Raw genomic sequence first — 26,788 nt, 5'->3', positions numbered from 1 at the left:
AAAAAATCCTATTTTCGCAGGCCTTCAAATCGAAAGAATTTGAAATGTATTAGGGAATAGCAAGCACCATATGAACGACGAAAAAAACTGGCTGTTATACTATAAAAACAGTCTTTTTGACAGCGAAAACCTCGCGGTAGATATCGCGAGAATCAAACATTTGTACCGACAAAACTCTTCTGATCTCAGCGCACCACAACTGAGCGAAAAACACGCTACAGAATTGGTAGACAACGAAGAAAGGCGCATCAATAGACTTCGAGGGGTTACTAAAAAAGACAGTACACACTGGTATGAAATTACCGATACGGAAATACTTATTGCTCCCTTTTATCTAGAACACGATTCGGAAAACACCAAGTTTAAACAACGTATCATCCACCCATTTTGGATCAAAGCTCGCATTGACAGGAAAGGACAATTGTCGGCTCCAAAAGACTTGTTTCCTCTCATTGTTCGCAATTACCTAGCGCCCATCGCCGATGTGAAAAACGACTTTATTTTTTCGAGTATTGACGCAGTTTCTGAAGCACAACTCATAGAAACTCCAGAGCCAGAGTACGAAGATGAAACAGTTGGATGGGACAGTTATTGGAGCTATGTAAACGAGGTGTTCCAAACCATTTGTTACAGCTCTGTATACCACTACAAAACAGCAAAGTATTTTACCCGCTACAAACTGACCTATTTCGCTGTAAGTTCAAAAATATCAACGGCCAAAAGCATCTTATTCCTCTATGATAATTTGCTGGATACCGCACCTGAATTACCGCTGTTATCAAAACTTATCACTCCAGAAGACCGACTCCGAAAAGATCCGGTGACGGACGAAGGTTTCTTATACTACAATCACCTTCACTTAGGGCAAATGTCTAATGAGTTTCCGCTATCTATTAGTCAGCGCAAAACGCTACTGTCTTATCTCACTGGTGAAGAGAGTCCTATTATGGCCGTTAACGGTCCTCCTGGTACTGGAAAAACTACCTTATTACAAAGTTTGGTTGCTACGGAAGTGGTCAAAGCAGCCATTCGAGGAGAAGATGCTCCTGTCATACTCGCTTGCTCTAACAACAACCAAGCAGTGACGAACATCATCGACAGTTTTATTAATTCGGTAAGCACTTTAGAAGCCCTATCAAAACGCTGGATACCGGACTTTAACGGCTATGCTACCTACCTACCCTCAGGATCAAAAGGAGACAAAGCCCTTAAAGACATCAATTACTTAAAAGGGAACTTATTCAAGCACGAAGGAACCCTTTGCGAACTAGAAAATCACAACTACCTCTACGAAGCTGAGCAGTACTTTCTGGAACAGTACAACAGTTACTTCGACATCGACGAAACATCTTTAGAAGATGCCTGTGTGCATTTACAAGAGGAAATTATTGCCATAGAAGACCAACTCATTGACAGCGTCAAATATTCCAATGATTTTTTGACGGGATTAAAAACGCTAAACAACCTTCTGTATCACCCAGAAGACCAGTTGCCAAATGCTCCTATCGACATACGAACCTTACACAATATAAGAACCAGCTTAAACGAATTAAAAGCGGCCAAAAAATCACCTGATTTTCTGGAGCGCGTAGCTAGCTATTTTTGTTCCAACTCAGGGAAGCCAACGGCAACTACCAAATTCCGCATCAACGAAGAAACTTTGGCTGATGCAGATGCCTGCTTTTCATATATCAAACAACAGCTGGCCAATATAAACCTCCTACAACAAGCCGACCACAAATTAAAAAACTGGAAAAGCGAACACGAAATTGAAGGGCATCCTTTTACCTCGGAAACACTTATGTGGGAGTACGAATACGAAAAAATACAGGAGCGTGATTTTGCTCCGCGCTTTTTCTACGATGAAATTGACTTAAAACTCCGTCATACTGCTTTTTTATTGGCGACCCATTACTGGGAGGCACGGTGGATACTAGAAACCATGGACGCTCTTGACGGAAGCTCAGAACGCGGAACAGGAGAAAAGGCAGTGACCACCAAATGGAAGCGTCGCGCCATGCTCACCCCTTGTTTTGTCGCTACCTTTTATACAGCGCCATCACATTTTGTTTACAGCCAGTTTCGAGGTGAAAGTGAAGAAGGCAAACCGCTGTTTGACTATTTACCGCTGTACAATTTCATCGATTTGCTAATCATCGATGAAGCAGGACAGGTTACTCCAGAAGTTAGTATTCCTTTATTTTCACTCGCACAACAAGCTTTTGTAGTGGGTGATTTAAAACAAATTGAACCTATTTGGGCCATCCCCCCACGCATTGACTTGGGAAATCTGAGTACCGTAGACCTACTCGAAGACGAACACACCTTTGACGAATTAAGCAGACTCGGCTTTTTAGCTTCCAACGGTAGTATCATGAAAATGACACAAAATGCCTGCGAATACGCAACTCCTCTGGACGACAAGCTTGAAAACGGTTTAATACTACTAGAGCACCGAAGGTGTAATGATGAAATCATCGGTTTTTGTAACGAATTGGCCTATGGAGGCATCCTAAAACCCATGAAAGGGACAGCGCGTGACGACCAAGCCTTTCCATCCATGATTGCATATCACGTTAACGGAATCAGTGAACGAAAATACAATAGCCGCTGTAACCTTGAAGAGGTAAAAGCCATCGTTTTATGGCTACAACAAAACAAAGATGTGATTCAAAAAGCCTACGGAGTAGCAGCAATTGAAGAAGTTTTAGGAATCATTACCCCTTTCGCCAGCCAAAAGGGAGAACTCGCTAAAGCACTCACTGAAGCCGGTTACAACATCAACAATATCAAATTGGGTACTGTACACGCCTTACAAGGGGCAGAACGCAGTATTATTTTGTTTAGCTCCGTGTACAGCAATGAAGATGAAGGCACGATGTTCTTTGACAGAGACAACAAGCCCAACATGCTAAATGTCGCTGTTTCTCGTGCCAAAGACAGCTTTATCTTATTTGGAGATACTCGTGTTTTTGACGCCAATCAAAACACTCCTTCAGGCCTACTCAGAAAACACCTCAACGTATACGAACTGACCAACTAAAAAAGCAGCACCTTTTAAAGGTACTGCTTTTACACTATAACTGTTACTCAGCTTATTTTTTATATTCTGAAATTGTTCTCTTAATAATATCGATACAATCTCTTAACTGCTCTTCATTCATTACTAATGGCGGAGCAAAACGAATAATATTACCGTGTGTTGGTTTTGCCAACAAACCGTTGTCACGTAACTTCATACAGATGTTCCAAGCAGTATCGCTATCTTCTGTATCATTGATGACAACAGCATTTAACAATCCTTTCCCGCGTACCAAAGTAACTAATTCATTCTCTTCAGCGAAATTCCCTAACTCTTCGCGGAAAATTTTACCTAAACGCTCTGCATTATCAGCTAACTTCTCTTCTTTTACAACCTCTAAAGCTGCCATCGCTACTGCTGCTGCGATTGGGTTTCCTCCAAAAGTTGAACCGTGGTTTCCAGGACGAATAACGCCCATGATGTCATCATTAGCTAATACTGCTGATACAGGGTATGCACCTCCACTCAATGCTTTTCCTAAGATTAAAATATCAGGTTGCACTTCCTCGTGTTGTACTGCTAATAACTTTCCTGTTCTCGCAATTCCAGTTTGCACCTCATCCGCAATAAACAATACATTGTACTTTTCACACAACGCTTTTGCCGCTGCTAAATACCCTTCTGACGGTACGTAAACCCCAGCTTCTCCTTGAATTGGCTCAGCCATGAATCCAGCTACGTTTTTGCTCGATGCTAACGCCTCTTCTAAAGCCTGTAAGTTATCGTACTCTACCTTGATAAATCCATTGGTAAACGGCCCGAAGTTCTTTCTTGCAACAGGGTCATTTGAAAAAGAGATGATCGTTGTTGTTCTTCCGTGGAAATTGTTTTCACAAACGATAATTTCTGCTTCGTTTTCGGCGATTCCCTTTACTTCATAAGCCCATTTTCTACAAATCTTTAACGCCGTCTCTACTGCTTCAGCACCAGTATTCATCGGTAATAATTTGTCAAATCCAAAATATTCGGTAGCAAATTGCTCATAGCGCCCTAACATATCGTTGTAAAACGCTCTTGACGTCAATGTTAAGGTCTGTGCTTGATTCACCATTGCTCCAACAATTTTAGGATGACAATGCCCTTGGTTTACAGCTGAGTATGCAGATAAAAAATCGTAATACTTTTTTCCTTCAACATCCCAAACAAACACTCCTTCTCCTTTACTCAATACCACTGGTAATGGGTGGTAGTTATGAGCTCCGTACTTGTTTTCTAAATCGATTGCTTGCTGTGAAGTTAATTGTTCTAAAACAGCCATTTCTTTAATTTTTTTTAAAATTCATAAAATAACCATTCCTACTATACCTTTATTCTTTCGAAGAACTCGAAAAAGCAGCGTGGGAGAGAAATCATCCCTAGAGCCCGCAAATTACTAAATATTCGTTGTTTCTTAAAATCTTAGTCGGACAATTTTGAAGATAATGACAGTATTTGTAACTCTAATCGCTTGATTTCTCTTAAAATAGCATTTTTATCCATTTGCAACCACGCAAAAACCTTTAACATACTGACACCCAACATAAAAATCACCGCTCCCCCAACCCATTTGAGTAGTTCTTTTAACTCTTCGGCCTGAAAAAACTTCCAAACGCAATAGACAAATAAACCAAAAAACACCAGGGTCATGATATTCATGGCAAACATAATCCATCTGTTTTTACCATCAAACAGCCCCCATACCATTTGCCATATCGATTGCTCTTCCAATTCTTGATAAAATTTAGCTTCTTCTTGCGTCAAGGTTTCCTTGATTAACGCATCTATTTCTTCTGTTGTTTTCATATTATGTAACTTTTACGTTTTTTTTAATCTTTTCTCTCGCGTGAAACAATCTAGATTTCACGGTCCCTTCTGATATTCCCAGCAGGCTAGCCATCGTTTTCAATGAATACTTGTCAACATAAAACAAACGAAGAACCTGCCGGTGTTCTTCCGAAAGTGTTTTGTATACTTTAAGTACAGCCCGATATCGCTCTTCCTTCCCAATGCGTTCCGCTTCGTTTACTTCCCAGTTGAAACCAGTCCTCAACAGGGCTTGCTGCCTAGCCCTCAGTCGGAGTTGTCGCCTCAACTCATCGATACTCTTATTTTTCACAATCCGTGCCCCCCAAGCCTTGAACTTCACTGTTGCACTTATCGCGGGTAAACTGGCTATTATCACTTTCCAAGCTTCCTGAGCCACGTCTTTAGCCAAATCGGCATCCTTTAAAATTTCATAGGCCAATGCACACCATAGTTTATGATACCGCTTTACCAAGGGCACTAGAGCCTTTGAATCTCCTTTTTGAAACTTTCGAATCAGTGCTTCCTCTGATATGTTTTGCTTATTTTTCATGGTATTTTCTACACACAGAACGTTAAAACTACAGAAAGGTTCACTAATTTCTTAGAAAAAAATTAAAATCAGACTTGGTACGCATCCATACAAAATTTCTTTTCTAATTTTGCATTCGATAAATTAAACGAGAGATGCCAAGAAGAGAACGCAACAAATTTGTGAAGCGAGGAGAAACTATTGAAATTCTTATCGAAGACTATGCCTTCGGTGGAAAGGGAATTGGACGCATTAAAAACGAGCACGGAGAATTCGTCGTGTTTGTTCCGAACACATTGCCAGGACAATTTGTAAAAGCCCGTGTAGATAAATCAAAAAAGAAGTATGCTGAATGCAAACTTTTAGAGGTACTTACACCTTCTGATCAAGAAGTAGACATGCCTTATCAAGAAATCCCAGGAGCTCCTTACATCAAACTCCCAATAGAAAAACAACACGAGTACAAATACCAAAGTACCATGGATTTGTTTCGAAAAATTGGAAAGGTTAGTGACATCGAAGACTATTTCGACGAGTTCGTAAGCTCACCGAGCACGTTCCACTACAGAAATAAAATGGAATACAGCTTCTCTGCTATTGGGTACGATGCCGAGAAAAAATCAGACGTCGATGAATTCACGTTAGGCTTTAAGAGACGTGGTACTTGGTGGATGGGTGAAAACTTAAACACCGACAGTGGTCTTTTTGACGAAGCGCTAGAAGCAAACCTACACAAGATCAGGAACTATTGTGAAAACACGACATTAGCACCTTGGCACGCTCCGAGAAAAGAAGGTTTTTTCCGCTATTTTGTGGTGCGAAAATCATACAAAACCAATCAACTTTTGTTTAACCTGGTAACTACCTCTAACGGATTAAAACAATTTGACTTGGATGCTTTTGCTCAGTATTTGGTTTCTTTATTTGGAGATCGCGTTGCTGGTTTTCTCCATACTATCAATGATGAAATAGGTGATCGTACGATTGCTACTAGCGGAAGCATCGAATTGATTTACGGTAAAGAAAAAATTGTAGAGCAATTACTCGATTTAAATTTTGAAATCAGCATGAAAAGCTTTTTTCAAACCAACCCAAAATCTGCAGAAAAACTGTACAGTAAAGTTGTAGACTACGCTTTAGAAAATAAAGAAGCAATTGACAATACCGTTGTCATGGATTTGTTTTGCGGTACAGGAACCATCGGTCAGATTATTGCTTCACGCGCTACAAACACCCAAATTATCGGTGTAGATATTGTGGCTGCAGCCATTAAAGATGCTCGCAAAAATGCGAAGCGTAACAATATAACTGGCGTTGAATTTTTTGCTGCCGACGTAGGAAAATTTTTACAGGAGCACCCGAAATACCGCAACAAAATCCGCACGATTATCTTAGATCCTGCCCGAGCTGGTATCGCTCCAAAAACACTTAAAAAAATCATAAATTTAAATGCTGACCGCATGGTTTATGTATCTTGTAACCCTGCAACCCAGGCTCGTGATACAGAAGAGCTCATGGCGGCAGGATATCAAATCAAAAAAATAAGTTTAGTAGATCAGTTTCCACACACGGCACACATAGAAACAGTTGTACTATTCGAAAAGTAAGTTCTACATGAAAAAAATATTCTACCTCGGCATCCTAGCACTGCTCGGACTCACCAGTTGTGAGAAAGATGATTTTTGTACGTCTTCTCCGGTAACTCCTAACCTAGTACTTCGATTTTATGACAATAGTGACCAAACAAAAACTAAAAACGTTTCGCGTTTATCGATTATTGCTCAAGGAAAAACAGACAGTCTGGTCATTAACCAGAGTTTGGACTCTATAGCCATTCCCTTAAACAGTGCAGCGACGACCACGGTATACACTTTAAAAATCAACGAGGTAGACGGAAAGGTTGCCAACAATCAAATCAGCACCCTCACCATCAACTACAAAGCCCAGGAGGAATACGTTTCTCGTTCCTGCGGTTACCGCTATATTTTTAACAATGTTACGGTAACTGCCCCTTCGGGTACTTGGATTCAATCACTTACACCAACCGATGTAAACACCATCGACAATCAATCACGAGCTCATGTCAAAATATATCATTAGTATCACCGTCTTTTTGAGTATTATTTCGTCGAGTTTTGCTCAAAAAAAAGAGCAAAACAGCACTCCAAAAGACAGCACGCAGTACAAAACAGCCTATGGAATTCGACTTGGAGTTGACCTGAGCAAACCCACCTTGTCTTTTGTCGATAAAAGTTACAGCGGTTTGGAAATCGTGGGAGATTATCGCATTAGCAAAAGCTGGTATGTAGCTGCTGAAATGGGGTATGAAAAAGAGACTTCTTTTGAAGATTTTCTGACCTCGAGTTCGAAGGGAAGTTTTATGAGAGTCGGAGTAAATTACAATGCCTACAAGAATTGGCTCGACATGACCAATGAAATTTTTGTAGGATTTCGTTATGGTTTGGCGCTCTTTGAACACAGTTTAGACAGCTACACCCCTAACGTAACAACAGGCTCAACCAATACCCCTATTTACTTTCCAAGTACACCAGTTACCACACCCAGAGCAGAATCAGGACTTATGGCACACTGGACTGAATTTCAGCTAGGTATCAAAGTAGAAACCTTAAAGAACTTGTACGTGAGCGGTGGATTTTCGTATAAAATTATGTTGAGCGTAGATGACCAGAGCAACTTTAAAACCTTGTATGCACCAGGATTTAACCGTGTATTTGAAACGAATACTGGTTTTGGATTCTTCTATACGCTCTCGTATATGATCCCAATTGTTAATAAGTAATTTTCCTTCATACGCTTGATTTCACTACCTTTACAGCGTAAAAAATAAAACTTATTAACAATGAATAAAATTCCAAGTGTAAATTTACAAGACTTTTTATCTGGAGATGAAGCTCGTAAACAAAAGTTCATCAACGAGATAGGGAATGCTTATGAAAATATCGGATTTGTCGCTTTGAAAGGTCACTTCCTTGACGACAAATTAGTTGACGATTTATACGAAGAGATCAAAAACTTCTTTGAACTGCCTTTAGATGTGAAGCAGAAGTACGAAATTCCTGGAATTGGAGGACAGAGAGGTTATGTTTCATTTGGAAAGGAATCTGCAAAAGGAAAGAAAGAAGGTGATTTAAAAGAGTTTTGGCATTTTGGACAATACGTTGAAGACGATCCAGCATTAGAGGCGGAATATCCAAAAAACGTTTCTGTTAATGAATTACCTAAATTCAATGAAGTAGGAAAGCAGGCTTATAGAATGTTAGAAAAGACTGCGCAATACGTATTGCGTTCACTCGCATTGCACTTGGGCTTAGAAGAGACTTACTTCGATGCATATATCAAAAATGGAAATAGTATTTTACGTCCTATCCACTACCCTCCAATTCAGGAAGAGCCTAAAGGTGCAGTTCGTGCAGCGGCTCACGGTGATATCAACTTAATTACCTTGTTAATGGGAGCTCACGGAAAAGGATTACAAGTTCAAAACCACGAAGGAGAGTGGATTGACGCTATCGCTCAGCCTGATGAATTAATGATTAATGTTGGTGACATGTTATCACGTCACAGTAACAATAAATTAAAGTCAACTATTCACCGCGTGGTAAATCCTCCAAAAGAATTATGGGGAACTTCAAGGTACTCTATTCCTTTCTTTATGCACCCAATTTCAGAAATGAAGTTAGATGTATTAGACAATTGTGTGGACGAGAATAACCCAAAACAATTCGAAGACATCACCGCTGGAGAATTCTTAAACGAGCGTTTACGCGAACTGGGATTAATCAAGTAAGATGGATTTACAAGATCAATTAAAAAACCTTTTTCCGGAACATCAATTTGAAGAGCAACCGGAAGAAACCAAGCCAGACATCTGGATGCAGGACGATCCTATACTGTGTAAATACGAAAAACGCAAAGGAAAACCCGTAACGATTTTAGCTGGTTATACAGGAGCTACAAGCGATTTCAAAAAGCTAGCTAAGGAAATCAAAACACATTTGGGTGTTGGTGGTAGTTTTAAAGACGATCAGATTATCATTCAAGGAGATTACCGAGACAACATCATGGAACTCCTAAAAGATAAAGGCTTTCGCGTAAAGCGCGTGGGCGGATAAAACAAAAATGCCGAGAAAATTTTCTCGGCATTTTTGTTTTTCTATTTTTTTCTCTTAATATTACAAAATGTTAAAAATGAGCACACTAGTACTTTTTACCAGAATTGCTCGTTTATACAGTAACTGTTAAGAACTATTACTAATCCCCAGAAATATGGCATCTTTAAAATTACACATCACTAATGGTGACTGCACCACAAATCTCCTAAAAAAACTCAACTTCTCAGGCACCATTGTCACTTGGAGAGAAATGCTCTGCGAAGGAAAAACCATCATGGACGTCGGAAGTGAAAGCTTTTGGAAAACGCGCTATGACTTTTTTAGTCAAGCTTACAAAACGCCGAAACAAACGTTTATAGATTTAACGGTAAAAGAATACCGGAAATTGTGTAATCAAAAAGAACAAGATGAAATTGTACTGTGGTTTGAATACGATCTGTTTTGTCAGATCAACATGCTGGCCGTTATCAGTTGGTTAAAACGCTACCGAAAAAACAGGCAGATTTCTTTGGTATGCAGTGGTTCATTGACGACTCGTGAAGGTCTTTTTGGACTGGCAGAATTGAGCGATGAAGAGCTACAAAACCATTATGACAATCGAAAAACACTCAGTCAAGACGATATTGAATTTGCAGATTATATGTGGCAATTGTACTGCTCCGATAGTCCGCTGCGTCTAGAAACGGCACTTCAACTGAATAAGAACTCTGCCTTTACCTATCTTCACGAGGCAATCATTGCCCATTTACAGCGCTTTCCGTCTATTAAAAATGGTTTAAACAAACTAGAAAATCAAATTCTTCAACTGGCTACCCAAGAAAATTTCACTTCAGAACACCAATTCGTCGGTGGCATTTTACGAAATCAAGGCAACTACGGATTCGGTGATAGTCAATACTTTAACAAACTCACCCAGCTAAAAGGACTCTTTGATAAATTCAATCCGGTAACACTGAGTGAAAAAGGAAAAGCCGTTTTGGAAAACCAATTAAACTACTATGCACAAATACGTTCTGATTTTTCGTATCTTGGCGGTTCGAAAAAATACAGCTACTTGTACTTAACAGATACAAACAAGCTTCTCAAAATTACATCGTAAATGAATATTAAACACTCTGAACTCATTTTAAATGCCGACGGAAGTATTTATCACCTTAACTTAAGACCAGAACACATTTCTAACGATATTATCTTTGTTGGAGATCAATATAGAGTTGACAAAGTAACTAAACATTTTGACCATATAGAATTCACTACTCAAAAAAGAGAATTCAAAACTACCACTGGTACCTATAAAGGAAAACGACTAACCGTTATTTCAACAGGTATCGGTCCTGATAATATTGACATCGTACTTAACGAACTTGACGCTTTAGTCAACATCGACCTAACTACGAGAACTGTTAAAGAAACACATACGCAGTTATCAATTACGAGAATTGGAACTTCCGGATCGCTACAAGCTGACATTCCTGTCGATTCATTTTTATTGAGTTCTCACGCGCTCGATTTAAACGGGATGATGCACTCGTATCAAATTGACAGTATTGCGAACCCAGATTTGGAAGAGGCCTTTATAGCACATACGCAATGGCATCCTCACAAGTCTCGTCCTATCGTCATTTCGAACGATGCGAGTTTAGGAGCACAATTGTCATCTGAAAAAGTAGTTCAAGGAATCACAGCTACTGCCGGTGGATTTTACGGACCACAAGGACGTGTATTGCGCCTCGCATTGCAAGACGCTGACCTCAATGCTAAAATTGACAGCTTTGCTCACGGAGCACACCGAATTACCAATTTAGAGATGGAGACTTCTGCCATTTACGGACTAGCGAAACTACTAGGTCACCGCGCGGCCTCGATGAATGCTATCATTGCGAATAGAGCCAACGGAACCTTTAGTGAAAATCCAGGTCAGACAGTAGAAGATTTAATTCGTTATACACTTGATAAATTAGCAGAATAGATGCTGAACTTAAAAGTTGGTGGTGTACCAGAGCACTTTAACTACCCTTGGTACATTACTTTAAAAAACAAATCATACACCAAAGAAAACATCAATCTCCGCTGGAAAGATTTTCCCGGCGGAACTGGTGCTATGTGCAAAGCTTTGCGCTCTGGTGAGATCGATATCGCCATTGTCCTTACCGAAGGAATCATCAAAGATATCATCAACGGCAACCCGTCAAAAATAACGCAAACCTTTGTCAAAAGCCCACTTATTTGGGGGATTCACGTCGGTGCTAAATCAAAGTTTCAGCACATCGACGATCTGGAGAAGGCGACTATTGCGATTAGTAGATACGGTTCCGGATCGCATTTGATGGCCATAGTAAATGCTCATAACAGAGGTTGGAACCTTGACGAACTCAAATTTAAGGTAGTCGGCGATTTACAAGGAGGTATTGCTGCCCTAACCGACGGCAGCGCAGATTATTTTATGTGGGAACACTTTACCACCAAACCCCTAGTAGATAACGGTACTTTTAGACGACTTGGTGATTGCCCTACTCCATGGCCTTGTTTTGTGGTGGCCGTTAGAGATGAAGTGCTCGAATCGAACTTTGAAGAAGTACAAAAAGTGTTGAATATCATCAACGCTTGTACTCGAGATTTTAAATCGATTCCCCAAATTGACCAAACGCTTTCCGTTCGCTACGAACAGCAATTGAACGACATTCAAGAATGGCTATCGATTACTGAATGGAACGACGGAACCCCGATGACAGAAGAATTAATTTCAACCGTGCAAAATAAAATGATTGCACTCAACGTTATAGATTCGAAAGAAGATTCTGATAAATTAATCAGAAATATGTATATTTGATTCCTTTAAATTATTAAATAATGAAAAAAGTAGTATTTATTGCAATTTGTACAGTTAGTTTATTAGGTTTTTCTTCTTGTGGAAGTACAAGCCCTTGTGGTTTAGCACAACAAACCAAACAAACGAAACAACAGTCACAACAACAAGAAGTTATTGTTGCTGAAACAACAGTAGCTGAATAGTTGTTTACTCAATTCAAATTCAATAAATCCGCTTTTGAGCGGATTTTTTTATACCTTCAACTTTTCTAACAGATGATATAAGGCGACATATTTTTATTCTCAAAAAAATGCGAATTTAGAGGTAATAAGAGAGCTGTTCTCTCAAAAAATACGAGTACTAACCTTAAATTCTAACTATTATGGGAAAAGGAGCTTTTATCCACATCACCAACAAAACCAAACAAGGACAACTCATGCGCGTTTCAGTAACAGCGCATCACTGTATGAACGCCACAGGAAATTGGGACGATTTGTTGCCCTACAATTCCAGTGCTGATAATTATATCGAAGCGAAAGCTTCGGGAAGTTGCGCTTTTAGCACCAGTGAATTTGGTCTTAAATTTAGCATATTGGACACGACAACGGGAAATTTCGATACGATAGGAACGATTATGTTGAAAGAAAAGAACAACACCTGGCGTATATCCAATAACAGCCCGAATGTACACCTCGCTAGAGAATACGAAGACAAGCAATTTCACTTTTGGTTTGATATCTCTGAACCGATGACTTTAGAGACAGCCCAAAATGGTGACGCTGCAGCTGCTCAGAACAATTCCTAAGCTGGAATAAAAACCGAGCTTACAAAGTCATAAGCACTACAAAGGGCTTATGGCTTTGTTCTAATCGCAACATTCTACTAATTTTTCTTCTTTAACATGGGGACGAACTTAAAATCGCCCAGTTCGTATTTTTCAAACTCTTTAGGGCTTTTTCGGATGAACAAGGTCATTATTTGCGCTCCCTCGCCCACAGGAATCAATAATTTTCCTCCTACTTTAACCTGCGCTAGCAAAGCTTTGGGTACATAAGGAGCACCTGCCGTAACGATTACCTTGTCAAAAGGAGCTTCTTCTGGAAGTCCTTTGTAACCATCACCAAAAACAAATCGCTTGGGTCGATATCCAATTTTAGGTAAAAAGAGCTTGGTTCTTCTAAACAACTCATGCTGACGTTCAATAGTAAACACCTCTGCTTGCAACTCCAGTAACACCGCTGTTTGATACCCTGATCCCGTACCTATTTCCAATACCTTTTCACCCGGACTAATTTCCAACACTTGACTTTGAAAAGCCACGGTATACGGATGAGAAATGGTTTGATCTGCTGCTATAGGAAATGCCTTGTCTTGATAAGCGTGCTCTTCAAAACTGCTATCGATAAATAAATGTCTGGGAATTTTACGCACTGCAGCGAGTACGCGATCATCTGTAATCCCCTTCGCTTCCAATACGTTGGCCAATTGATTTCTAAGCCCTTGATGTTTGGTTGTATCTCTCACTAAATTGCCTAATTTCAGTGGCTCAAAAATAGGAATAAATATCTTTAAAAGTGTATCTTTGTTAGCGTTGATTTTTAAAAATCTATAGCGCATTAATAACACTTTCACTACCGGGACACTGCGGCGTAGCCTTTCGAACCCCACGGTACTTCTCGGTAACTAAAACAATTTACTATATGTTAAAAGCTGGAGTTTTAGGAGCAGGTCACCTCGGAAAAATACACCTGCGTTTATTACAACAATCGGAGAAATACGAATTGGTTGGATTTTACGACCCGTTTACAGAAAACGCTCAAAAAGTTGCCGACGAATTTGGCTATACCTTATTTGATTCCGTAGCATCTTTGATCGATGCCGTTGATGTTGTTGATATCGTTACTCCTACTCTTTCTCATTTTGATTGTGCTCAAGAAGCTATCAAAAAAGGGAAGCATATATTTATCGAAAAACCGATAACGAACACCTTGCAAGAAGCTGAAGCAATCAGAACTTTGGCTAGCCAATACCACGTTCGTGGACAAGTAGGACATGTGGAGCGTTTTAACCCTGCTTTTACAGCCGTTAAAGACCTTATCGACTCTCCGATGTTCATCGAAACACATCGTTTGGCAGAATTTAACCCGAGAGGTACAGACGTTCCTGTAGTATTAGACTTGATGATCCACGATATCGATATCATTCTATCGGTAGTACCATCAAAGGTTAAATCCGTAAATGCTAGCGGGGTTTCAGTTATTTCGGAGACTCCGGATATTGCCAATGCCCGAATCGAATTTGAAAACGGCTGTGTTGCCAATCTTACCGCAAGTCGTATTTCTATGAAGAACATGCGTAAGTCTCGATTTTTCCAGAAAGACGCCTATATCTCTGTCGACTTTTTAGAAAAGAAATCAGAGGTGGTAAAAATGAAAGACGCTCCTGAAAAACCTGGTGAATTTGCCATGATTTTACAAAATGCCGAAGGTGTTAAAAAACAAATCTATTTCGAAAATCCGAAAGTGACTGCCAACAATGCAATTTTGGACGAGTTAGAATCTTTTGCAGACGCTATTCACAACAATACGACCCCTATCGTTTCACTGCGTCAAGGAACGGAAGCACTGCGCGTTGCACATCAAATAATTGATTGTTTCAAAAAGTAAAACATACACAAAAAATAAACACACTAAATACTACATTTATGAAAAATATCGCTGTTATCGGAGCTGGAACTATGGGGAATGGTATTGCCCATACTTTTGCACAATTCGGATATCAAGTACAATTAATTGACATCTCACAAGCTGCTTTAGACAGAGGTCTTGCTACCATTACTAAGAATTTAGACAGAATGGTTGCCAAAGAAAAAATCACTGAGACTGATAAAAACACGACACTAGCAAACATCACTACCTTTACCTCTGTTCAAGAAGGTGTTCAAAACGTCGGTTTGGTCGTGGAAGCTGCTACCGAGAATGTAGACTTAAAATTAAAAATATTCAAAGATTTAGATGCTGCGTGCGGACCTGATACTATATTGGCTACCAACACCTCATCAATTTCTATTACGCAAATAGCAGCGGCGACTTCTCGTCCTGAAAAGGTTATTGGTATGCACTTCATGAACCCAGTGCCAATTATGAAATTGGTTGAAATTATTCGCGGGTACAACACTACTGATGAAGTGATGGAAGTAATTGTAGACCTTACCAAAAAAATCAATAAAGTTCCTGTTGAAGTAAATGACTATCCAGGATTCGTGGCAAATAGAATATTAATGCCTATGATCAATGAATCTATCGAAACACTTTACAACGGTGTTGCAGGTGTTGCCGAGATCGATACAGTGATGAAATTAGGTATGGCACACCCAATGGGACCTTTACAATTAGCCGATTTTATTGGATTGGACGTTTGCTTATCTATCTTAAATGTTATGTACGACGGATTTAAAAATCCAAAATACGCACCTTGTCCACTATTAGTAAATATGGTGATGGCAGGAAAGTTAGGAGTAAAGTCAGGAGAAGGCTTCTACGATTACAGTGAAAGCAGAAAGGCTGAAAAAGTTGCGAAAATGTTCTCATAATCACTTTTAGTATGATTGCACAACGTTTACAAGCACTTAGACAATACATGGCATCTAATCAATTAGATGCCTTTATTATACCCTCTACTGACCCGCATCAATCGGAGTACGTGGCAGACCATTGGAAGTTACGCACCTATTTTTCTGGATTTACAGGATCAGCAGGTACCTTAGTCGTAACGCAAGAAATCGCCGCGCTGTGGACAGATTCTCGTTATTTTCTTCAGTTTGAAGATGAGTGTAAAGACACACCTGTTACGCTCTTTAAGCAATCCATTCCGCACGCACCTGAACACGTAGCTTGGCTAACTGAATTGCTGGCTGCGAACAGCAGTATAGGTTTGGATTACCGTCAGTTTTCTAAGGCGCAGATCACTTACCTACAAAGCTTTACTGCTCAAAAGAATCAACAAATCACAAATTGTCCACACTTTGCAAAAACACTTTGGACAGACCGACCTGCGTTGCCAAACTTTGCCGTAGACATTCATCCTTTAGAGTTCAGTGGTGAAACCACTGCTTCTAAACTACAGAAAGTACAGGAAGTTCTCAAAGAAAAAAATGCAGACTACTACCTATTTTCTTCTTTAGACGAGATTGCTTGGCTCTTTAACATACGATCAAGGGATGTCGATTTTACACCCCTAGTAACGGCTTACGCACTGGTAGGCGTAACAACGACGGTACTATTCTGCAACACAGATCGTTTTAACCAAGGAGCTTTAAAGGCTTTTCAAAAGTTGGGAATCGAAGTACAGAATTACGATGCTATCGCTACTTATCTGCCAAGTTTGGACGCGAATACAACGGTACTTACCGATGCTGCGAGCCTGAACTACGCTTGTTTTGAAGCTATCCAAGGACGTTTCGCTTTTGAAAACTCATTGGTAAAAGAATTGAAAGCCATCAAAAATGAGGTTGAAATTCAAGGTGCTAAAAACTGTATGATCAAAGACGGAGTTGCCTTGACCAAATTTTTCATATGGTTAGAAAAAACGTTGAAGAAACAAACCCTATCGGAATACGAAATCGGTCGAAAACTCAACAGCTTCAGACAGCAACAAGAATACTATACCGGAGAGTCTTTTGCCGCCATCGTTGGATATAAAGGTAACGGTGCCATCATTCATTATACCGCTCCTTCAGAAGGATCGGCAACTGTTAGTAATGAAGGTATTTTACTCGTCGATAGTGGAGGTCAATACCAAGACGGAACTACAGATATCACCAGAACTATCTGGTTAGGAGGTACTCCAACTGAAAAAATCATCACCGCCTACACAGGTGTATTAAAAGGCTATATAGAACTCGAGCAAATAGAATTTCCGCTGGGAACAACTGGAGCACAACTCGATGCTTTTGCCCGAGTTCACTTGTGGAAGCAAGGAATGAACTATCCACATGGAACCGGACACGGAATCGGAAGTTTTGGTATGGTACACGAACCTGCTCAAGGTTTTGCGACAGGAGCTACGACTGCAAGAGGTACCACCCCACACTTAGCAAAGCAATTGACCACTATAGAACCTGGATGCTACGTTGCCAATGAATTTGGAATTCGTACAGAAAACATCGTAGTCTCAAAAGAAGTCAATCAAACAAGTTTTGGCACCTTCTTAGGTTTCGAGGCATTGACGCTTTGTTATATCGATACTCAATTAATAGATACCACCGCACTTACCACTGCAGAAATTAACTGGTTAAACAAGTACCACGAACACGTGTTGACTCAACTCACGCCCCATTTAAATGAGGAAGAGGCCAGTTGGTTACGACAAAAATGTAAAAGTTTATAAAAAAAACGCCCTAGCTCACTAGCCTAGGGCATTTTTTATTTGGCTTTAAATCGAAGCACAACTTCTGTATTGGTCAACCTCGACTCTTTTAAAACAACTAACTGGTAAAGAGCTGACGTCGGGTTCATTCTTTGAAATTCTTCAGCTGTTAACAGATGTTGGGTATAGAATTTTCGATACTGTTGAACGCGTTTCTTTCTTGGGTAATTTACCTCGATCAACCTTTCGCAAACAGCAATAATTTTACTCGCCAACAAAGCCCTTTCTAATCTGCTTAGGTTCTTTGCTGCTCCAACGTACTTACTCAATAAGGCTAACTCCAATGCTCGAAATTCACCGGGTGCTAGCAAGCTTTTATAGTTTTTTAAATCTTCATAGGCCTGACGATGGTCTCCTTTGCTAAACCTATGTAACACAACTTGATTCACGTAGTTGTCTTTCTGTTGTTTTGTGAGCCGTTCGGGGGTCTTTAAATCCTTCTTTAAAGCATTTATACTGCGGTCTTCTGGTGTTAATAGTAGTTTTTTATTCACCATTGCCGTTTAGGGATTTGAATAAACGACCTTCTGATCAAGCACAAATGAGAATCTAATTTTAGTTTTAAAACTGCCTTTAAATCTGGATTGCTCATAACTTTCTTGCGTACAGTAATTGCTAGGGATGGTCAAAGAACGCAAACCAGTTCCACACCAATAAGCATACTTACTTTCTTGATCATAGGGTTTCCAACTACCGTTATTGTCCTGAATCTCTTTGTTAAAACGTATTTTCCCAGAATATCCGCCAAAAACTACGAGCGTATCGCTAGTACAATTCACTAGAGTTACCTGAATATCACCATTCTTTTCTGTAGCTGATTTTATAATAACGTTTGAACCCGCGGCACATTGGGGCGCCTTACACTTTGCTACTTCTTGGCTAAAAAGAGATTGAGCCACACAAAAAGTTAAACAAATTTGCACAAATTTCCTCATCGTTTTTTAGTTAACGATTTCAAAAATCAGACCAAAATCATCCTATAAAACCTTGATAAACTTCCATTCTTTCTAAAATCCTCTGATGTAAATATTCATTTGCTTCTCCTAGCGTCGTAGCTATCTCTTTTGCTTCATGCAAATAATTTTGCTTTTTCTCTTCCGTCCAATGAGGTGGCGGTTCTTGAAGGTTGGTAATTCTATCAGCCAATTTTACGATGCTTACCTCTTTGCATTGCTGGCGGATTCTCTGCAAACTATCGCGCATTTGTAAGAATTTCGAAATTAGCTCTTCATTTTTCGTCAATGCCAGTACGCCAGAAGCTACAGCATTTCCAAAAGTCTTTTGCAAGCATTCATAACTGGTATCCGTATCTTCTAACACATCGTGCAGCAGGGCTACTTGAACCGCATAAACTAGGTTAAAATCTGGATTGGCTTTATGGGCTACTAACACTTCCATAGCTACATTTGACAAATGCACTACGTAGTTGGATGAGCTCCCGGGTACGAGTTGATTTTTATGTTGTGTTCCCGCAAAAGCGATGGCTTTTTGATAAACTTCTTGTATGTTCATAGAATAAAAAAAGAGATCAGCAGATCTCTTAATTTTTGTTACTTATTCAAAACAGACTTCTAACATGAAGTATCTGCTATTATTCTCCATTGTCCGTTAATTTTTTTGAAGATAATCATAAAAACTCCGTTGGCAGCTCCCATGGTTCTCGTCAAATGATATTCCCCCATTACCGAATAGGCTCCTGGGGTTATTTCAGAAACATCGTGGATGGTAAATTTCAAAGTTCCGGAATACTCCTTAGTCGGATATCCTTTTTTATAATTACTCAAGGTTTTTTCCCAACCGGTAGTCACTCCATTACTACCAAAAAACTTCAAGGAATCACTTTTCCAATACCCTTGCATAAAGCCTTCTAAATCATGATTAGACCAAGCTTTTTCTTGAGCTTTCATCACGGCTAAAATTTCACTTTTATCCTTTTCATAATCTACGACAGGGGTTTCTGTCGTTTGGCAACCAAGCAAAAAAATGCTGAGGAGCACTACTCCAATAATTCTTTTCATCATATATGACAATTGCGTTTCTGACACTCTAAAATACTAATAAAATAGTAGCTACGCTACTTACTACAGGATTCCTTTTCAACTTTAATACACGATCTTAACTTCTCGGCGGCCATTTCGGCTGTGATATCGCGTTGTGGCATCCCAAACATTTCATAGCCTACCATAAATTTTTTCACAGTAGCACTGCGTAATAATGGAGGGTAAAAACTCATATGCCAATGCCAGTAATCATGAGTTTCTCCATTAGTAGGTGCTTGATGTATACCACTAGAATAAGGAAATGAACAGTTAAACAAACGATCGTAGGCCTTGGTAATTACCTGAATTGCCTCTGCAAAATGCCAGCGGTCTTCCTCAGACATTTCTGTAATCGCTTCCTGCTGTTTTTTCGGTACAATCATCGTTTCGTAAGGCCATACTGCCCAGAAGGGTATTAAAACAACACAAAAATCATTCTCGTATAAGATGCGTTCTTGCAGGGTCATTTCACTTTCTAAATAGGCTTGCAATAAGCTTTCCTTCCGAGCTCCATAATAGTCTTTTTGAGTTTTTTCTTTTTTAACCACCTCATTTGGCAAACTTGATTGTGCCCATATTTGACCATGAGGGTGTGGGTTACTACAGCCCATAACGGCTCCTTTATTCTCAAAAATTTGGATGTAATTAATATCGGAATGCGCTCCTAACGTTTCGTATTCAGTTTGCCATAAAGCGACCACTGCTGAAATTTCCGCTACTTGCATCGTTGCCAATGTTTTTGAATGATCTTCACTAAAACAAACAACTCTACAGATCCCTTTTTCTACTTGAGTTTGAAACAATCCTTCCCGAACTCCTTCGGTTTCACAATCCATATTCAATGCAGCAAAATCGTTCGTAAAAACATAAGTTCCCTTATACAATGGGTTTTTTGTCCCATTTGCTCGCTTATTTCCGGCACATAAATAACAACTAGGATCGTAATAAGTAGCTTCGGGGGTCGCCGGAGTTTCTTTTTGCCCTTGCCATGGTCGTTTGGCGCGATGTGGTGAAACTAACACCCATTCATCCGTAAGAATGTTTCGCCTTTTGTGTGATTTTTCTGGTAACAACATATTCTAATTTTGCAATTTATTTATTATCGAGTAAGCGAGTCCCTTCACAGAGTTGCACGGTGTAAGCTGAAAGTGCTACCTGAAAACGTTTTTGATACGCTTGAGACAATGCAACGATAAAATCTTCCTTTACTTCCTTATGTACTAGGTTAAGCGTACAACCTCCAAAACCAGCCCCCATCATTCGAGCTCCGAGTACTCCATTAAATTTCTGCGCCTCCTCAACGAGAAAATCCAATTCGTCACAACTCACTTCGTACTTTTCAGACAGTCCTTTGTGGGTGGCAAACATGAGTTGACCAAAGCCTGCGTAGTCTTTGGCCAATAAGGCTTGAGCCGCTTGTGCTGTCCGAGCATTTTCTTCGACCACATATTCGGCCTTTTGCACAAAATTCGACGGTAATTCTCCTTGCACCCTTTCCAACATATCAAGTGATACATCGCGCAGCGAAGCGGTTCCCAATGCAGCCGCTACGGACTCACAGGCCTCTCTTCGTTGATTGTAAGCACTATCACCCAAGCTGTGTTTCACATGCGTATTCAAGAGTACAAAAGTATAGGTTGGTAAGTTCATTGAAAAATACTGCGCTTGCAAGGATTTACAATCCAATAACATGGCCTGATTTCTCTTTCCGAACATCGAAGCATATTGATCCATGATTCCACATTTTACACCTACAAAATTATGCTCGGCTCTTTGTGAAATTCGAATGAGTTCTCGTTTAGGGATCCCTAAGTCGAATAAGAGATTAAGCCCTAGTGCCAAAGCATTTTCTAATGCCGCTGACGATGATAATCCAGCTCCAAAAGGTATGGTGCCTGCAAACACCACTTTAAAATTACTGTTAATTCGACGTTGCTTTTGAACTTCAGCAACTACGCCCAACAAGTAGTTTTCCCAACCTCCTAATTCACTAGGTTCTACCTGGTCAACCGAAAAGCGATAGGTTTCATTCTTGTCCAATGCCACCAAAGCGCTAGTCGCTTCATCGGTTTTCTCCAAAGCCATTACAATACCTTTATCAATAGCAGCAGGAAATACAAAACCTTGATTGTAATCTGTATGTTCTCCCAGTAAATTAATTCTGCCCGGCGAAAATACGAGCATAGGACTCGATTTAAAACGCTGTTTAAATTGTTGCTTTACAATATTTTTTAAGGTTTCATTCATAACTATGAGAAATAGATATAGATACACACTACGATTACACAAATTACTGCTCCAAAGGTATAGGCCATGTTCCAAGGTTTAGAATCTACCTTTTTAACATCCTTTAATTCGAAGGCTTCCTTCCTAGGATACCACTTTCCTATCAACAGCATTATCAGTGCATTCAAAACAAAAAGTATGGCCATTACGTGTAAAAAATGAGGGTAATTATCCTCTCCTACTACATAAGGTTTAAGAATAAATTGACTTAAAATGTACAATAAAGACCCTGAAACGATCCCTATTTTGGCAGCGATTGCAGGAACTCTTTTCGTAAAATACCCCACCACTATCACTGTTAGTATGGGAATTGAGTAAATTCCGTTTGCTTCCTGCAAATAGGAAAAAATTGAACCTGCATACAACAGCAACGGTGCAACACACATGGCAACAATTGCCAACACTACCCCAAACTTCTTCCCGGCTTTTACCATTTGTGCTTCACTGGCATCCTTGCGGATATGAGATTTGTAAATATCTACGCCAAACAAGGTCACTGAAGAATTCAAAGCAGAGTTAAAGGACGATAATATAGCTCCGAATAAGGTAGCTGCGAAAAACCCTACCCACCCCGGAGGAAGTACTTTTTTTACCAACTCCGGGTACGCCTCATCTCCATTGGTCAAGGAATCACCAAATAGGTAAAACGCTATGATACCAGGAAGCACCACAATTAAGGGACCTATAATTTTAATCGCTGCGGCATACATCAATCCCTTTTGTCCTTCCTTCAAATTCTTAGCTCCGAGCGCTCGCTGGATGATGGCCTGGTTGGTACCCCAATAAAAAAGCTGCACCAGCATCATTCCAGTAAAAATCGTTGAAAAAGGCACCGATGCTTTGTGGTCACCGATACTGTTAAATTTTTCAGGAACCTCTGTTAACAATACTTCCATTCCGGTAATAATACTGTTGTCTCCTATGAGTAATAGACCAAAAACCGGAATCAGCAAACCTCCGACTAGCAACCCAACAGCGTTAATTGTATCAGAAATTGCCACGGCACGTAATCCGCCAAAAATGGCGTAAATACTACCAATGATTCCTATTGCCCATACCGTTATCCAGAGTCCTACAGTTTTAGATACCCCCAAAATTCCCGGCACATCGAACATCGAATTTAATGCCAGCGCCCCAGTATAGAGCACTATGGGGAGCAATACAATCATGTATCCTGATAAAAACAAGGCTGATGCCAATGTTTTGGTAGTTTTATCATAACGAGATGCTAAAAATTGAGGCACGGTAGTTATTCCTTGCTTTAAATACCTCGGCAATAACACTATAGCCGTTACCACCATTGCTATGGCTGCCAAAGTCTCCCAGGCCATCACGAGAATCCCTTCTTTAAATGCCGCTCCGTTAAGTCCAACGATCTGTTCTGTTGATAAATTGGTCAAGAGCAGAGAACCTGCAATCACCCAAGCTGTTAAACTTCTTCCTCCTAAGAAGTATCCGTCGGAGGTTTTTTCGTTAGTTCCCTTGCTTTTTATATAAGAAACAAGAGCCACAAGTGCGGTAAACGCAATAAAAGTTATGAACTGCATAGTTTAATGTTTTTTAGGTTCAATTGTAAATGTATAGCGGTACTTACGATTCGCTGGCAGGGTATATTCGGGATGAACACGTCGTCCCCAAGAAGTATCACCTCCTACTCCCATTTGTCCGTAATCAATATTCCATTGCACGCAATTATCAATGCGAATATCTGCTCCGTGCTTTTTTGTAACAGGTACCAAGCCAGATGCCGAGCTCGCAGCTTCTTCTGTGCTAAAATCCAATGCCTTCATCAAAAACGGCCATGCACTCGTATTAAAGTACCCTTCGTTTTTTGACACAAGTATGGTTAATTCATCCGACTTTACAGCAGCCCAACGAACATTCGTTTTGTTTCCTGTTTCTTGCGGTCGTGCATAGCGATGAAAATCATCGACTATAGTCATTTCATAGGTTCCTGTTTTCTGTCCTAACTTTCTATCCCAATACGATTCATCAGGTCCTTTACCGTACCAAGCTAGTTTCTTGAACTTGTCGGAAAGAGTCAAATACATCCCCAACCTAGGGATAGCAGGAAGTTTAGCTTTTAAGGGTGAATAATCCCATCTAACAGTCAGTGCACCTGAATTGTTAAGGGTAAACACCCCCACTAATTGAGCTGAAGAGCTCGGTATGCGGTATTGTACCTGAAATTCTATCCCCGATTTTGTTATGCTGGGAGTTCCTTTCAATAGTGCTGTATATTGATAACTGGCTTCTTGCCATATCCTTGCCCATTTATCCATACCATTCCCTAAATCATTATCAGTTGGAGGTCTCCAGAAATTAGGTTTGATGGCCGCAGCAGTAATTTGTACTCCTTGAAAAGACCAGTCCTCAATTTCACCAGTTGTATCGTCGATACTGAGTGTAACCACCTCGTTATGCATCGTATAGATTGTTGCCTTATGGTCAAGTTTCAATGTTTCTCCATCAGTGAGTTTAGGCTGAACAACCTTCTTCCCTTTGTGAATCAAAAATTCCTCCCAAGCCCATTCGTGATTCTCTGGAATTAGTGCAGTGGCTTGCGTTTGATGCATTCCTACCCTGAGTAGGTATTCTCCATTATCAAAGGACTGTGGTATCGATTTCAACAACACCACTGTCGATTGCTGTGGTGCTATTTCAGGCATTTCAAATTCTTCAGAGAGCATAACTTCTCCATTTTTAAGAACTTTATAATTCAATTTTACTCGATGCAACGCTTTAAAGAAATGCTTATTCGCAATTTCTAATTTTCCTTTTCCTTTGTACTTAAATTGAACTGGTTGGTATACTTTTTTAACTTCTGAGAGGTGCGGATGCGGATTGCGATACGGGTCAACCAATCCATTGTTTAAAAAATTCCCGTCCGTTGGTAAATCCGGATGATAATCGTGTCCATAGGCCAAATAGGGATTTCCACGGTCATCCTTGTATTCTAAACTTTGATCTACCCAGTCCCAAATATAACCACCTTGCAAGTTTGGATATCGCTCAATGATTGTCCAATAATCTTGTAAATTCCCAACGGAATTCCCCATGGCGTGGGCATACTCAATCATGATCGCTGGCTTCTTTGCTCCCGATTTCCCATGCGCTTCGAGCGTTTCCGGTTTCGGATACATAGGACAATAGACATCCGTGTACGCTTCATGTCCTGCCGGTTCGTATTGAACTATGCGATGATGGTCTTGTTCTTTTAACCAGCTGTAGGTCTTTTTAAAAATTGCTCCTTCACCTGCCTCATTTCCCAGTGACCAAGCATAAATACTCGGATGATTTCGATCTCGGAAGTACATGCGTTGCGTGCGCATCAAATGAGCTGGTAACCATGACAATTCATTTCCTATTTGCGTAGTTTTATCTATGGCTAAGGGATGACTTTCTATATTTGCCTCATCGACTACGTATAATCCGTAGCGATCACAGAGCGACAACCAATACGGATCATTCGGATAATGCGATGAACGCACTGCATTGATATTGTTTCTTTTCATCAAGGTAATATCTCGTTCCATAGATGCACGAGAAACTACATGCCCTGTATACGGGTCTGTCTCATGCCTATCAACCCCTCTAAAATAAACTGCTTTTCCGTTAATTAGTAGTTGACTATTTTTGATCTCTACACTTTTAAAACCTACGAAAAACCTCAAATACTCGGGTGTTTTACTGTCTGATTTTAAGGCTTCATTTTTAATCTCCAGCTCGTATAATTTCGGAATCTCTGCTGACCACGGTTGTACCTTGTTAACCAAGTCATCAACGGAAATACTTTTCTCTGCATTTCCGGGAATGGTAACTTGAACCCCGTGTTCAAACAGCGTAGTATTCCCATCTTTTAGAGTAAGTGTCAGGTTTCTATTTACGGATTCAGCGGTCGTGTTTTTTACAGTTACCCTTGCATTAAAAACCCCATCCACATACGAATTCGTCAAACTCGAGGTAAGTCCGACATCCTCTACAAATACTTTGGGTCTCGTATACAAATACACTTCGCGCTCAATACCGCTCATTCTCAACATATCTTGACTTTCGAGATAGCTGGCATCAGACCAGCGAAACAGTTGTAAGGCCAAGGTGTTTTTTCCTGTTTGGACTAAGTCAGTAATATCAAACTCAGCGGGAGTTTTAGATCCTTGGGAATACCCCGCGTATTGTCCGTTTACATACACGTACATCGCCGACTTGGCTCCTGCAAAATGAAGTATTACACGCCCCTGTCTAAAGTCTTCTTTCAGGTCGATGGTTTTTCTGTAGGTCCCTACTGGATTGTATTCCTTTGGTGCTTCCGGCCACTTTGTGGTAAATGGAAATCGCTCGTCGAGATAAATAGGGTGCCCATATCCTTCAACCTCCCAATTGCTGGGAACCGGTATGGTTTTCCAATCACTGTCATCAAAGGCGACATTATGAAAATTTTTTGGTCGTTTTTTGGGACTCTTTACCCAATGAAACTTCCAATTGCCATTCAAACTCATAAACCGCTCAGACTGTTCTTTTTTGTCGAGGTTTTGCGCTTCAAAAGCAAAAAAACTCGCTCTTGGCGGAAGTTTGTGTTCTTCAAAAATTTCATGATTAAAATGATTGCGTTGCTCAGGGACTTCCGGCATCGGTGATTGACACCTTGAAAAAAGAAGTCCGCAAGCAGCAGCTAAAACAATGTTTGTAATTTTCATA

At 40.1% G+C, this 26,788-nt stretch carries 26 protein-coding genes; 14 read left to right on the top strand and 12 right to left on the bottom strand.

From position 1 onward, the window contains the following. Positions 1-70 precede the first annotated feature (70 nt). Entirely contained in the window at positions 71-3,043 is a 2,973-nt protein-coding gene (locus tag ACXAG7_RS15505) for a DEAD/DEAH box helicase (protein WP_476667390.1), read from the top strand. Between the two features lie 52 nt (positions 3,044-3,095). Here ACXAG7_RS15505 and rocD read toward each other — a convergent pair whose 3' ends face one another. From rocD to ACXAG7_RS15490, 3 genes are all read right to left on the bottom strand, one after another. Further along, positions 3,096-4,340, bottom strand: coding sequence for an ornithine--oxo-acid transaminase (rocD, locus tag ACXAG7_RS15500; protein ID WP_408044311.1), 1,245 nt, complete (start codon positions 4,338-4,340; stop codon positions 3,096-3,098). Between the two features lie 140 nt (positions 4,341-4,480). Next, positions 4,481-4,864: a DUF6768 family protein gene (locus tag ACXAG7_RS15495; RefSeq protein WP_408044312.1), complete on the bottom strand. Its 384-nt coding sequence runs from the start codon at positions 4,862-4,864 to the stop codon at positions 4,481-4,483. 1 nt (position 4,865) lies between these two features. Continuing rightward, a complete protein-coding gene (locus ACXAG7_RS15490; protein ID WP_476667389.1) occupies positions 4,866-5,417 on the bottom strand; it encodes an RNA polymerase sigma factor in 552 nt (183 codons plus the stop codon). 134 nt (positions 5,418-5,551) lie between these two features. Between ACXAG7_RS15490 and rlmD the strand changes: the two genes are divergently transcribed. The 10 genes from rlmD to ACXAG7_RS15440 all read left to right on the top strand — a co-directional run bounded on the left by rlmD (position 5,552) and on the right by ACXAG7_RS15440 (position 13,143). Next, positions 5,552-7,003, top strand: a complete 1,452-nt coding sequence (gene rlmD / locus ACXAG7_RS15485) for a 23S rRNA (uracil(1939)-C(5))-methyltransferase RlmD (protein WP_408044314.1) — start codon at positions 5,552-5,554, stop codon at positions 7,001-7,003. Positions 7,004-7,010: 7 nt separating this feature from the next. Then, positions 7,011-7,496, top strand: a complete 486-nt coding sequence (locus ACXAG7_RS15480; RefSeq protein WP_408044315.1) for a DUF6452 family protein — start codon at positions 7,011-7,013, stop codon at positions 7,494-7,496. Next, the gene (locus tag ACXAG7_RS15475; RefSeq protein WP_476667388.1) at positions 7,477-8,196 is read left to right on the top strand and encodes a DUF6048 family protein; all 720 of its coding nucleotides are present in this window, start codon (positions 7,477-7,479) and stop codon (positions 8,194-8,196) included. The genes ACXAG7_RS15480 and ACXAG7_RS15475 overlap by 20 nt, the downstream gene beginning before the upstream one ends. 60 nt (positions 8,197-8,256) lie before the next feature. After that, positions 8,257-9,204, top strand: coding sequence for an isopenicillin N synthase family dioxygenase (locus ACXAG7_RS15470; protein WP_408044317.1), 948 nt, complete (start codon positions 8,257-8,259; stop codon positions 9,202-9,204). Between the two features lies 1 nt (position 9,205). Next, positions 9,206-9,529 carry a translation initiation factor gene (locus ACXAG7_RS15465; RefSeq protein WP_408044318.1) on the top strand — a complete coding sequence of 108 codons (324 nt, stop codon included), beginning with the start codon at positions 9,206-9,208 and terminating at the stop codon, positions 9,527-9,529. Positions 9,530-9,683: 154 nt separating this feature from the next. Further along, complete coding sequence (locus ACXAG7_RS15460; RefSeq protein WP_408044319.1) at positions 9,684-10,628, top strand: DUF1835 domain-containing protein; 945 nt, start codon at positions 9,684-9,686, stop codon at positions 10,626-10,628. Then, positions 10,629-11,498, top strand: a complete 870-nt coding sequence (locus ACXAG7_RS15455; protein ID WP_476667387.1) for a nucleoside phosphorylase — start codon at positions 10,629-10,631, stop codon at positions 11,496-11,498. Beyond that, a complete protein-coding gene (locus tag ACXAG7_RS15450) occupies positions 11,499-12,359 on the top strand; it encodes a substrate-binding domain-containing protein (RefSeq protein WP_476667386.1) in 861 nt (286 codons plus the stop codon). Between the two features lie 20 nt (positions 12,360-12,379). Beyond that, positions 12,380-12,541 (top strand): hypothetical protein, encoded by a 162-nt coding sequence (locus tag ACXAG7_RS15445; RefSeq protein WP_408044322.1) that lies wholly within the window; start codon positions 12,380-12,382, stop codon positions 12,539-12,541. Positions 12,542-12,720: 179 nt separating this feature from the next. Next, the gene (locus ACXAG7_RS15440) at positions 12,721-13,143 is read left to right on the top strand and encodes a hypothetical protein (RefSeq protein WP_476667385.1); all 423 of its coding nucleotides are present in this window, start codon (positions 12,721-12,723) and stop codon (positions 13,141-13,143) included. A gap of 77 nt (positions 13,144-13,220) precedes the next feature. Here the strand turns inward: ACXAG7_RS15440 and ACXAG7_RS15435 are convergent, their stop codons facing one another. Further along, the gene (locus tag ACXAG7_RS15435) at positions 13,221-13,862 is read right to left on the bottom strand and encodes a protein-L-isoaspartate(D-aspartate) O-methyltransferase (protein ID WP_408044638.1); all 642 of its coding nucleotides are present in this window, start codon (positions 13,860-13,862) and stop codon (positions 13,221-13,223) included. 176 nt (positions 13,863-14,038) lie between these two features. Between ACXAG7_RS15435 and ACXAG7_RS15430 the strand changes: the two genes are divergently transcribed. Genes ACXAG7_RS15430 through ACXAG7_RS15420 form a run of 3 tightly spaced genes read left to right on the top strand, consistent with a single transcriptional unit; the run spans position 14,039 to position 17,726 of the window. Continuing rightward, complete coding sequence (locus tag ACXAG7_RS15430; protein ID WP_408044324.1) at positions 14,039-15,004, top strand: Gfo/Idh/MocA family protein; 966 nt, start codon at positions 14,039-14,041, stop codon at positions 15,002-15,004. A gap of 38 nt (positions 15,005-15,042) precedes the next feature. Beyond that, positions 15,043-15,930, top strand: a complete 888-nt coding sequence (locus ACXAG7_RS15425) for a 3-hydroxybutyryl-CoA dehydrogenase (protein ID WP_476667384.1) — start codon at positions 15,043-15,045, stop codon at positions 15,928-15,930. A gap of 11 nt (positions 15,931-15,941) precedes the next feature. Next, positions 15,942-17,726: an aminopeptidase P family protein gene (locus ACXAG7_RS15420; RefSeq protein WP_476667383.1), complete on the top strand. Its 1,785-nt coding sequence runs from the start codon at positions 15,942-15,944 to the stop codon at positions 17,724-17,726. A gap of 35 nt (positions 17,727-17,761) precedes the next feature. On the opposite strand, the gene ACXAG7_RS15415 is transcribed toward ACXAG7_RS15420, so the two are convergent. Genes ACXAG7_RS15415 through ACXAG7_RS15380 form a run of 8 tightly spaced genes read right to left on the bottom strand, consistent with a single transcriptional unit; the run spans position 17,762 to position 26,787 of the window. After that, on the bottom strand, positions 17,762-18,262 hold the full coding sequence (locus ACXAG7_RS15415; RefSeq protein WP_476667382.1) for a hypothetical protein: 501 nt from the start codon (positions 18,260-18,262) through the stop codon (positions 17,762-17,764). 6 nt (positions 18,263-18,268) lie between these two features. After that, positions 18,269-18,700 (bottom strand): hypothetical protein, encoded by a 432-nt coding sequence (locus tag ACXAG7_RS15410; protein WP_476667381.1) that lies wholly within the window; start codon positions 18,698-18,700, stop codon positions 18,269-18,271. A 37-nt stretch (positions 18,701-18,737) separates the two neighbouring features. Beyond that, a complete protein-coding gene (locus tag ACXAG7_RS15405; RefSeq protein ID WP_476667380.1) occupies positions 18,738-19,277 on the bottom strand; it encodes an HD domain-containing protein in 540 nt (179 codons plus the stop codon). Positions 19,278-19,336: 59 nt separating this feature from the next. Further along, on the bottom strand, positions 19,337-19,786 hold the full coding sequence (locus tag ACXAG7_RS15400; RefSeq protein ID WP_476667379.1) for a YybH family protein: 450 nt from the start codon (positions 19,784-19,786) through the stop codon (positions 19,337-19,339). 53 nt (positions 19,787-19,839) lie between these two features. After that, a complete protein-coding gene (locus ACXAG7_RS15395) occupies positions 19,840-20,880 on the bottom strand; it encodes a UDP-glucose--hexose-1-phosphate uridylyltransferase (protein ID WP_476667378.1) in 1,041 nt (346 codons plus the stop codon). A gap of 16 nt (positions 20,881-20,896) precedes the next feature. Further along, complete coding sequence (gene galK, locus ACXAG7_RS15390; protein ID WP_476667377.1) at positions 20,897-22,051, bottom strand: galactokinase; 1,155 nt, start codon at positions 22,049-22,051, stop codon at positions 20,897-20,899. A gap of 2 nt (positions 22,052-22,053) precedes the next feature. Next, positions 22,054-23,637 carry a solute:sodium symporter family transporter gene (locus ACXAG7_RS15385; RefSeq protein WP_476667376.1) on the bottom strand — a complete coding sequence of 528 codons (1,584 nt, stop codon included), beginning with the start codon at positions 23,635-23,637 and terminating at the stop codon, positions 22,054-22,056. Between the two features lie 3 nt (positions 23,638-23,640). Next, positions 23,641-26,787 carry a glycoside hydrolase family 2 TIM barrel-domain containing protein gene (locus ACXAG7_RS15380; RefSeq protein WP_476667375.1) on the bottom strand — a complete coding sequence of 1,049 codons (3,147 nt, stop codon included), beginning with the start codon at positions 26,785-26,787 and terminating at the stop codon, positions 23,641-23,643. Position 26,788: the final 1 nt, after the last annotated feature.

The organism is Tenacibaculum sp. AWR4_210 (assembly GCF_056160945.1).
Note: the sequence above shows the minus strand (reverse complement) of the source record. Positions and strands in the feature narration are given on the sequence as shown.